This is a genomic window from Bradyrhizobium erythrophlei, assembly GCF_042430365.1.
GTDB classification, from domain to species: Bacteria; Pseudomonadota; Alphaproteobacteria; order Rhizobiales; family Xanthobacteraceae; genus Bradyrhizobium; species Bradyrhizobium erythrophlei.
Genome location: NZ_JBHMET010000254.1, coordinates 100,829 through 109,245 on the forward strand (window position 1 = coordinate 100,829; position 8,417 = coordinate 109,245).

Consider the following 8,417-nt stretch of genomic DNA (forward strand, 5'->3'; position numbering starts at 1 on the left):
CGCGAGCAGCAATGACGCGAGAAAAACCTGCGACAAAATAATTCGACGCGTTTATCTGCCGTTCATTTCACGGCCATGGCACCGCCACGAACGCATTCCTAACTCAGCAGCGTTGACTTCAACTCGTTCCTCTGGAGGGGACATATGCGCAAGACCACGCTCGCTTCACTTCTCGCCACCACGCTCGCGCTCGGCATGATGACGGCCACGCCGTCGATGGCCCAGGGCACGCAGCCGGCCACGCCCACCGCCAAATCCGAAAACAAGATGATGGCTCCCGCCCCGAAAGCGGCGGCCCCCGACACCAAGACGACGGGGATGACGAAGGACGACCCGCTCGACATCAACAGCGCCAGCGCCGACCAGCTCGACGCGCTGCCCGGCGTCGGCAAGGCCTACTCGGCCGCGATCATCAAGGGCCGCCCCTACAAGGGCAAGGATGAACTGGTGCAGAAGAACATCCTGCCGCAGGCGACCTACGACAAGATCAAGGACAAGATCATCGCCAAGCAGAAGAGCTGATCTCTGATGCCTCCGACGCAGCGCGGCGCAATCGCCCGCGCTGCGTTCGGATTTACTTCCGCAGATCGCCGGCCTCTGCCTCGCTCGTTTCCAGCGACACCGGCTCGAGGTGGTAGCGCTTGGTCAGTGGCATCTGGGCGATTGCGAAGACCATGGTCAGCGGCGTGACGCCGAACACCTTGAAGTTCACCCAGACATCCGTAGTCTGCGTGCGCCAGACGATCTCGTTCAAGATCGCCATGCCGGCAAAGAACAGCGCCCAGCGCATGGTGAGGATGCGCCAACCCTGCGGCGTCAGATTGAACATCTGGTCGAACATGATGGCGATGAAGGAGCGGCCGAACAGCAACCCGCCGCCAAGCACCGCCGCGAACAGGCCGTAGATGATGGTCGGCTTGACCTTGATGAAGGTCTCGTCGTGCAGCACCAGCGTCAACGTGCCGAACACGAGCACGATCGCGCCTGTCACCATCGCCATGATCGGAACGTGCTTCGTCACCACATAGGACGCGATCATCGCCGCCACGATCGCGACCATGAAGGCGCCGGTCGCGACGAACAGATGGTATTTTGCGTTGGCGACAAAGAAAACGAGCAGCGGCCCGAGTTCGGTCGCGAGCTTGAACAGCGGATGCGGCTGGGTCTTGTCCATCAAAATCAGTCCATCAAGCTCGTGTCTTGGCCATCCTTCGAGACGGCGCTTCGCGCCCCCTCAGCATGACGACCTTTCGTATCTCAGAGTCATCCCTGCATAACGGCTTTGCCGTTATTGCCTGAGGAGCGCACATTTGCACGCGTCTCGATGGATGAATTACTCGATTCCCGCAATCGCCTTGGCAAAGTCCTTCGCCGTGAAGGGCGCGAGATCCTCGACGCCTTCGCCGACGCCGATGAAATGCACCGGCAGCTTGTGCTTCTCCGACAGCGCCACCAGGATGCCGCCGCGCGCGGTGCCGTCGAGCTTCGTCATCACGAGGCCGGTGACACCTGCCGTACGATGAAACGCCTCGACCTGCGACAGCGCATTTTGTCCCACCGTGGCATCGAGCACGAGCAGCACCGCATGCGGCGCCGAGGCATCGACCTTCTTGATGACACGCACGACCTTCTCGAGCTCGTTCATCAACTCGGACTTGTTCTGCAGGCGGCCGGCGGTATCGATCAGCAGCACGTCGCGCTGCTGCTCGGTCGCCGCCGTCAGCGCATTGAAGGCAAGGCTCGCGGAATCCGAGCCCTGCGCGCCCGCGATGACCGGCGACTTGGTGCGCTCGCCCCAGACCTTCAACTGCTCGATCGCGGCGGCGCGGAAGGTGTCGCCGGCGGCGAGCATGACCTTGCGGCCCTCGGCGGCGAACTTTGCCGCAAGCTTGCCGATCGTCGTGGTCTTGCCGGAGCCGTTGACGCCGACCACGAGGATGACGAACGGCTTTTTCGCCGCATCGATCTCAAGCGGCAGCGCCACCGGCGCCAGCACCTGCTCGACCTCGGTCGCGACCACCTCCTTGACCTCGTCGGCGGAGATCGCCTTGTCGTAACGGCCCTTGCCGACGGCCTCGGCAATGCGCACCGCGACCTCGGTGCCGAGGTCGGCGCGCAGCAGCACATCCTCGATGTCATCGAGCATGGCGCGATCGAGCTTGCGCTTGGTGACGAGATCGGCGACGGCCGTCCCGAGCGCACCGGAGGTCCGCTTCAGGCCGCCTTTCAGCCGCTGCCACCAGCTCTGTTTGGGAGTTCCCGCAGTGGTATCGTTCATGGCGCGGGTGTGTTAGCCGTTTCGGCCCATAAACGAAAGTCTCGACGAATTGATCGATGTTCCCCAAATGACCGCGGAAGAAATCCAGGCGCGGGTGCTCCACCGCGACGGGCTGATGCTGGTCATCGACAAGCCGGCCGGGCTGCCGGTCCATCGCGGCCCCAAGGGCGGGCCCAATCTGGAGGCATCCTTCGACGCGCTGCGCTTCGGCCTGCCGCGGCCGCCGGTGCTGGCGCATCGGCTGGACAAGGACACCTCCGGCTGTCTCGTGCTCGGCCGCCACCGCAAGGCGACCGCCTCGCTCGGACTCCTGTTCAAGCACGGCAAGATCTCGAAGACCTACTGGACCGTGGTCGAGGGCGGCCCTGCCGAAGATGAAGGCACCATCGACCTTCCGCTCGGGCGCCTCAATGCCGAGCGCGGCTGGTGGCAGAAGCCGGATCCGCAAGGACAGAAGGCGGTCACCAACTGGAAGGTGCTGGGACGCGGCAACGGCCTCACCTGGCTCGCGATGGAGCCGGTCACCGGCCGTACCCATCAGCTTCGGGTGCATTCGGCCGCCGCGGGCTGGCCGATTGTCGGCGACAACATCTACGGCAACGGCCCGCGCTTCGGCGAGCCGATCCTGCACCTGCACTCCCGCGAAATCGGCATCCCGATCTCGAAGAACAAAGCGCCGGTGCACGTGGTCGCGCCGGCGCCGGAGCACATGCAGGAGCGGCTGCGAGCCTGCGGCTGGAACGGTCAGTAGCGGCCGCGGTGGGATCCAACGGTCGGTCCGAGTTGGCCCATTATCCTTTACGAAACGTTTAGTACCGTCCGGTAGACCTGAAATCTGGCTTAGAAAAAGCACACGCGAGACGGGCTCAGGACGAGCAATGCTGAATGCCGGGCAATCCATTGTCGACGAGGTCGAGGCAGCGATTCGCGCCGGCTCCGCCGAAAAATGCGTTGCGACGGCCAAGCGCGTCACCGACCTCTTCCTGGCGTCCGCCGGCGGCTTCAACAGCGAACAGATCGAGCTGTTCGACAACGTGCTGGAGCGGCTGGTCAAGACCATCGAGCTCCGCGCCCTCGCCGATATCAGTGCCCGCATGGCGCTCACCGAGATCAGCGAACAGCTCGCGCCGGTTGCGCAAGCGCCGCCCACGATCGTTCGCCGCCTTGCCCGGAACGACGAGATCAGGATCGCACGGCCGATCCTGCAGGAATCCTCGCGCCTCAGCCCGGACGATCTGGTCGAGATCGCACAGACCAAGAGCGAACAGCACCTGCTCGCGGTCGCCGGCCGCTGGTGGCTCAAGGAAGCCGTCACCGACGCGCTGCTGGCGCGGCGCTTTGCGAGCGTCAGCCACCGGCTCGTCAGTAATCCCGGTGCGCGGGTTTCGCCAGGCGGCTTTGCCATCATTCTCGCGCAGGCCGAGCACGACCCCGACCTTGCGGTCGAGACCGGCGTGCGTGCTGACCTGCCTTCCGACCTCCGCCTGCAGCTCTTGCACGACGCCACGGACACAGTTCGCGGCCGGCTCTTGGAGCGCGCCCCGCCGCATCTGTTCGAGGAGATCCGTCACGCGATCGCGGCGGTTGCCGCCGGTGTCGAGCGCGACATGTCGCGGGTTCGCGACTTCACGGCGGCCAAGCGGCACGTCGCAAAACTCAAGGAGAGCGGCGAGCTGAACGAGGCCGTCCTGCTCGGCTTCGCCAGGCAACGGAAATACGAGGAGACCATGGTCGCGCTGGCGCACCTCTCGCATTCGAGCGTCGAGGTGATCCGCCCGCTGATGCAAAGCCTTCGCGGCGAAGGCCTGCTCGTGCCCTGCCGCGCCGCCGGGCTGAGCTGGGAGACCACCGCCGCCGTGATGGAGTGTCGTTATTCGACGGGAACCATGGGGCCGGTCGAACTCGTCAAGGCGAAGGGCCAGTTCACCAAGATGACGCGCGACAACGCCGATCGGCTGCTCCGCTTCTGGCAGGTCCGTTCCACTCACTCGCCGCAACCCGGCAGCCATTAGAGCATAATAAGATTAAGGTTGAAGTGGCGCCGCGAAGACTCTGCGCTCCCTCTCCCGCTTGCGGGGGAGGGCTGGGGTGGGGGTATCGCCACGAGTCGCACTGTGGAGAGAGCCCCCACCCGCCGCGCTGCGCGCGTCGACCTCCCCCGCAAGCGGGAGAGGTGAAGCGAGCCTGCGGACAGGTCGATTCAACCAAAACCATCGCGCTTTAGACCGACATTGCCCTCACGCGGTCAGCCGCGCGCCGTCATGACCCTTGATGGTCAGCGTCCGCACCGCGCCCGGCACATCACCGTCGATTGCAACGGGGAGGAAGTGCTCGGTACGGCCCTGCCGGTCACTCTCGATCAGCACCTCGCGCGTCGCGCCGACCTCCGCCGCGAGCCGCCGCAGTAGCGCTGCGTCACCGGCTGCACGCAAACGCCGCGCCCGTTCCTTGATGACGCCGCCTGCGACCTGCGGCATCCGCGCAGCCGGCGTCCCCGGACGCCTGGAATAGGGAAACACGTGCAGGAAGGTGAGATCGCACTCCTCGACCAAGGTAAGCGAGCGCGCGAACATCTCCTCGGTCTCGGTCGGGAAGCCCGCGATGATGTCGGCGCCGAAGGCAATATCCGGCCGCAAGCGGCGCAGCCGCGCGCAGAAATCGATCGCGTCCTGGCGCGAATGGCGGCGCTTCATGCGCTTGAGGATCATGTCGTCGCCGGATTGCAGCGACAAATGCAAATGCGGCATCAGCCGCGCATCGCTGGCGACGACGTCGAGCAGGTCGCGGTCGGCCTCGATCGAATCGATCGAGGAGATGCGCAGCCGCTTCAATTCGGGCACGTGCCGCAGGATCTGCCTGGTCAATTGGCCAAGCCTCGGCGCGCCCGGCAGGTCGGCGCCGTAGCTCGTGAGGTCGACGCCGGTCAGCACGATCTCGGCGTGGCCGCGCTCGACCAGCGCGCGGACCTGATCGACCACCGCGCCCATCGGCACCGAGCGTGAATTGCCGCGGCCATAGGGGATAATGCAGAAGGTGCAGCGATGGTCGCAGCCGTTCTGCACCTGCACGAACACCCGCGGCAGGCCGCGCTCGAAGCCGTCGAGCAGATGCGGCGCCATCTCCGTCACCGCCATGATGTCGGCGACCGCGATCTTCTCGCTGCTCTCGATGCCAAAGCCCGCGTCGAACACCGCGCGGGTCTCGCGCCAGGCCTCGCTGCGCATCTTCTCGTCATTGCCGACGACGCGGTCGACCTCGGCCATCTCGGCGAACATCCGGCCTTGCGTCTGCGCCGCGCAGCCGGTGACGACGATGCGCGCTTTGGGCCGCTCGCGCTTCAGCCGGCGGATCGACTGCCGCGCCTGGGCCACCGCCTCGTTGGTGACGGCGCAACTGTTGATAACGATGGTGTCGGCAAGTCCGGCCTGCTCGGCCTCACAACGAATCACCTCGGATTCGAATGCATTGAGGCGGCAGCCGAAGGTGACGACGTCGACGCTCATCGTCGTCAGACGATGTTGGCGAACAGCGCCGGATCGAAGCAGCCTTCATATTCGAATGTCGCCGTGCCCGTCATCAATACGTGGTCGTCGCGCTCGCGCCATTCGATTGATAGTTCGCCGCCGGGAGACGCAATTTGCACAACACGGTTGGCGCGCTTCAACCGCGCCGCAGCGACCGCGGTAGCACACGTTGCCGAGCCGCAGGCCCTGGTCAGCCCGACGCCGCGCTCCCAGGTGCGGATCGTGATGTGATCGCGGTCGACGATATGGGCGAGCGTGATGTTGGCGCGGTCCGGGAAGATCGGATGATTTTCCAGGAGCGGCCCGAAGCGCTCGAGGTCGTAAGCGTTGACGTCATCGACCCAGAAGATCGCATGCGGATTGCCCATCGAGACCACCGACGGCGAATGCAGCACCGGGTTGTCGATCGGTCCGACCTGCAGTTCGATGTAGCGCGTGTCGCGGAATTCCTCCGCCAGCGGAATGTCCTGCCAGCCGAACTTCGGCGCGCCCATGTCGACGGTGTAGAGATCCGGCGCCGGGCCCTGCCAGCAATTGAGCAGGCCGGCGCGGGTCTCGAAGGTCGCCGCGGTCTGGCCGGTCTTCTCGAACACGCGGCGCACCACGCAGCGCATGCCGTTGCCGCAGGCGCCGGCTTCGGAACCGTCATTGTTGTAGATCTTGATGAACGCTTCGGTGCCCTCCAGCCGCGGCGGCTGCAGCACCATGAGCTGGTCATAGGGCACACCGGCGGGCGAGGCCACCGCACGCGCCTCCTCCGCCGAAACCTGCGCCTTGGAATCGCGCAGGTCGACGACGACGATCTCGTTGCCGATGCCGTTCATCTTGGCGAAGGCGTGGTTGGCGAGCGTGCTCATGGATTTTCCCAATTTCTGCCCGCTTATATGGCGAGTGATGCCCTATTGGCCAGCCTGCAGGCGGGTATGACGCATCTGTCATGGGACGAATGCGGAACTTGCGTGTTAGGAATATCGCACCTTGCGGGCGTGCGCCGGGACCGATCGAGCGGCCGCGAGGGATGGGGATGGAGAATACCGAATGAACCGTATCAGCACGTTCCGCGCGGCCCTGGTCGCGCTGCTCCCATTGGCCGCGATTGCGCTGGCCGACCCGGCACCCGCCCAGTCGCCTCCGGCAGCCTCCCCCTCGCCGGCGGCAAGCCCGTCGCCGACCCCAACCCCGGCGCCTTCGGCCACGCCGGTCCCGCCGCCCGCCGAGACCAAGTCGCCGGCCGATAGCCCGGCCGCTGCCCAGACCCCGGCGCCGCCGCCCGCGGCACCGGTCCAGACCGCCGATCCGTTCGGCGAGCCGTTCACGCTGGAGCCGAAGAAGGTCGTGGCGCTGAAGGGCAACGCCAATTGGGATGCGGCCTTCGATGCCGTGATCGATGCCTTCAAGGCCCTCACCGCGCAGCTCGACAAGCAGGGCGTCAAGACGTCAGGCAATCCGATGATCGTCTACACCTCGACCGATGACACCGGCTTCACCTTCATCGCCGAAATTCCGGTCGACCAGGAGGTGAAGAGCCTCGGCAAGAACATGAGCATGGGAACCTCGCCCGACGGCAAGGCGTTGAAGTTCGTCCATCGTGGTTCCTACGACAACATGGACAATACCTATGAGGCGATCACCAATCACCTCGACGACAAGAAACTGGAAGCCAAGGACACGTTCATCGAGGAATACATCACCGATCCGCTGAAGACCGCGGAAGACAAGCTGGTGATCAATGTTTACGTCCCACTGAAGTGAGATCCATGAAATTTACCCTCCCCGTCGCCTCCCTCGGCCTGATGCTGCTTGCCACGCCCGCTTTGGCGCAGATGCCGCTGGTCCCCCCGCCTTCGATTTCCGTCATCGGTGATGCCACCATTTCGGTCGCGCCCGACCAGGCGCAGGTCGACGGCGGCGTCACATCAGACGCCAAGACCGCACGCGAAGCGTCCGACGCCAACAACGCAGCGATGGCCAAGGTGCTGGCCGCGCTCAAGGGCGCCGGCATCGACGACAAGGACTACCAGACCTCGCGGCTGTCGCTGCAACCGAAATATGCGCCCGACCGCAACGGTCCGACCAACATCATCGGCTACCGCGCCAGCAACCGCGTCACCATCAAGGTCCGCGATGTCGCCAAGGTCGCCAATGTGATCGACGTGCTGGTGGGCGCCGGCGCCAACGAGATCACCGGAATCAATTTCGTGGTGTCGCAGGCTTCGAAGGTGCTGGACGAGGCCCGCGACAAGGCGATCGCCGACGCGCGCCGCAAGGCGGAGATCTACGCGAAGGCCGCCGGCGTGACGCTCGGCGAACCGATCAGCATCTCCGAGGAAACCGGCGCCCCCACGCCGATGTATCGCGGCAAGGTGGCCGCGCCGATGGCCGCCTCCGGCGCGCCGGTAGCGCAGGGCGAAGAGACGCTCGCGGTGAGCGTGAGCGTGTCCTGGGCGATCAGAGCGAAGTAGTCATTGTCGTCCCGGCGCAGGCCGGGACCCATTAACACCGTCGTCAATTGTCTTGAGAGCTGTGGCCACAGCCAATCCGAGCGACGCAATCCTGTGGTTGATGGGGTGGACGGCCCCCTACGGCATCAGTGTGCCAGAATGAGGTTGTGCAAA

The 8,417-nt window shown here is 65.1% G+C and carries 9 protein-coding genes; 5 read left to right on the plus strand and 4 right to left on the minus strand.

The features are described 5' to 3' along the window. Positions 1-144 precede the first annotated feature (144 nt). Positions 145-522, plus strand: coding sequence for a ComEA family DNA-binding protein (locus ACFFWD_RS38410; RefSeq protein WP_376974566.1), 378 nt, complete (start codon positions 145-147; stop codon positions 520-522). Between the two features lie 52 nt (positions 523-574). Here ACFFWD_RS38410 and ACFFWD_RS38415 read toward each other — a convergent pair whose 3' ends face one another. Next, positions 575-1,174: a septation protein A gene (locus tag ACFFWD_RS38415; RefSeq protein ID WP_376974567.1), complete on the minus strand. Its 600-nt coding sequence runs from the start codon at positions 1,172-1,174 to the stop codon at positions 575-577. 159 nt (positions 1,175-1,333) lie between these two features. Then, positions 1,334-2,278: a signal recognition particle-docking protein FtsY gene (gene ftsY, locus ACFFWD_RS38420; RefSeq protein ID WP_376974568.1), complete on the minus strand. Its 945-nt coding sequence runs from the start codon at positions 2,276-2,278 to the stop codon at positions 1,334-1,336. 67 nt (positions 2,279-2,345) lie between these two features. On the opposite strand from ftsY, the gene ACFFWD_RS38425 reads away from it, so the two are divergent. Both ACFFWD_RS38425 and ACFFWD_RS38430 read left to right on the plus strand, forming a co-directional pair. Continuing rightward, on the plus strand, positions 2,346-3,029 hold the full coding sequence (locus ACFFWD_RS38425) for an RluA family pseudouridine synthase (RefSeq protein WP_376974569.1): 684 nt from the start codon (positions 2,346-2,348) through the stop codon (positions 3,027-3,029). Between the two features lie 127 nt (positions 3,030-3,156). Further along, positions 3,157-4,290, plus strand: coding sequence for a DUF2336 domain-containing protein (locus tag ACFFWD_RS38430; protein WP_376974570.1), 1,134 nt, complete (start codon positions 3,157-3,159; stop codon positions 4,288-4,290). Between the two features lie 225 nt (positions 4,291-4,515). Here ACFFWD_RS38430 and mtaB read toward each other — a convergent pair whose 3' ends face one another. Both mtaB and dapF read right to left on the minus strand, forming a co-directional pair. After that, positions 4,516-5,781, minus strand: a complete 1,266-nt coding sequence (gene mtaB, locus ACFFWD_RS38435) for a tRNA (N(6)-L-threonylcarbamoyladenosine(37)-C(2))-methylthiotransferase MtaB (protein WP_376974571.1) — start codon at positions 5,779-5,781, stop codon at positions 4,516-4,518. A 5-nt stretch (positions 5,782-5,786) separates the two neighbouring features. Beyond that, positions 5,787-6,659, minus strand: coding sequence for a diaminopimelate epimerase (dapF, locus tag ACFFWD_RS38440; protein WP_376974572.1), 873 nt, complete (start codon positions 6,657-6,659; stop codon positions 5,787-5,789). A 181-nt stretch (positions 6,660-6,840) separates the two neighbouring features. On the opposite strand from dapF, the gene ACFFWD_RS38445 reads away from it, so the two are divergent. Both ACFFWD_RS38445 and ACFFWD_RS38450 read left to right on the plus strand, forming a co-directional pair. Continuing rightward, positions 6,841-7,554, plus strand: a complete 714-nt coding sequence (locus tag ACFFWD_RS38445; protein ID WP_376974573.1) for a GyrI-like domain-containing protein — start codon at positions 6,841-6,843, stop codon at positions 7,552-7,554. A 5-nt stretch (positions 7,555-7,559) separates the two neighbouring features. Further along, positions 7,560-8,264: an SIMPL domain-containing protein gene (locus ACFFWD_RS38450; protein ID WP_376974574.1), complete on the plus strand. Its 705-nt coding sequence runs from the start codon at positions 7,560-7,562 to the stop codon at positions 8,262-8,264. Positions 8,265-8,417 lie beyond the last annotated feature (153 nt).

Bases quoted from the DNA above. Each gene is read 5' to 3' on its own strand.
- ACFFWD_RS38410 (WP_376974566.1), top strand. From the start codon at position 145: ATGCGCAAGACCACGCTCGCTTCACTTCTCGCCACCACGCTCGCGCTC.
- ACFFWD_RS38415 (WP_376974567.1), bottom strand. From the start codon at position 1,174: ATGGACAAGACCCAGCCGCATCCGCTGTTCAAGCTCGCGACCGAACTC.
- ftsY (WP_376974568.1), bottom strand. From the start codon at position 2,278: ATGAACGATACCACTGCGGGAACTCCCAAACAGAGCTGGTGGCAGCGG.
- ACFFWD_RS38425 (WP_376974569.1), top strand. From the start codon at position 2,346: ATGACCGCGGAAGAAATCCAGGCGCGGGTGCTCCACCGCGACGGGCTG.
- ACFFWD_RS38430 (WP_376974570.1), top strand. From the start codon at position 3,157: ATGCTGAATGCCGGGCAATCCATTGTCGACGAGGTCGAGGCAGCGATT.
- mtaB (WP_376974571.1), bottom strand. From the start codon at position 5,781: ATGAGCGTCGACGTCGTCACCTTCGGCTGCCGCCTCAATGCATTCGAA.
- dapF (WP_376974572.1), bottom strand. From the start codon at position 6,659: ATGAGCACGCTCGCCAACCACGCCTTCGCCAAGATGAACGGCATCGGC.
- ACFFWD_RS38445 (WP_376974573.1), top strand. From the start codon at position 6,841: ATGAACCGTATCAGCACGTTCCGCGCGGCCCTGGTCGCGCTGCTCCCA.
- ACFFWD_RS38450 (WP_376974574.1), top strand. From the start codon at position 7,560: ATGAAATTTACCCTCCCCGTCGCCTCCCTCGGCCTGATGCTGCTTGCC.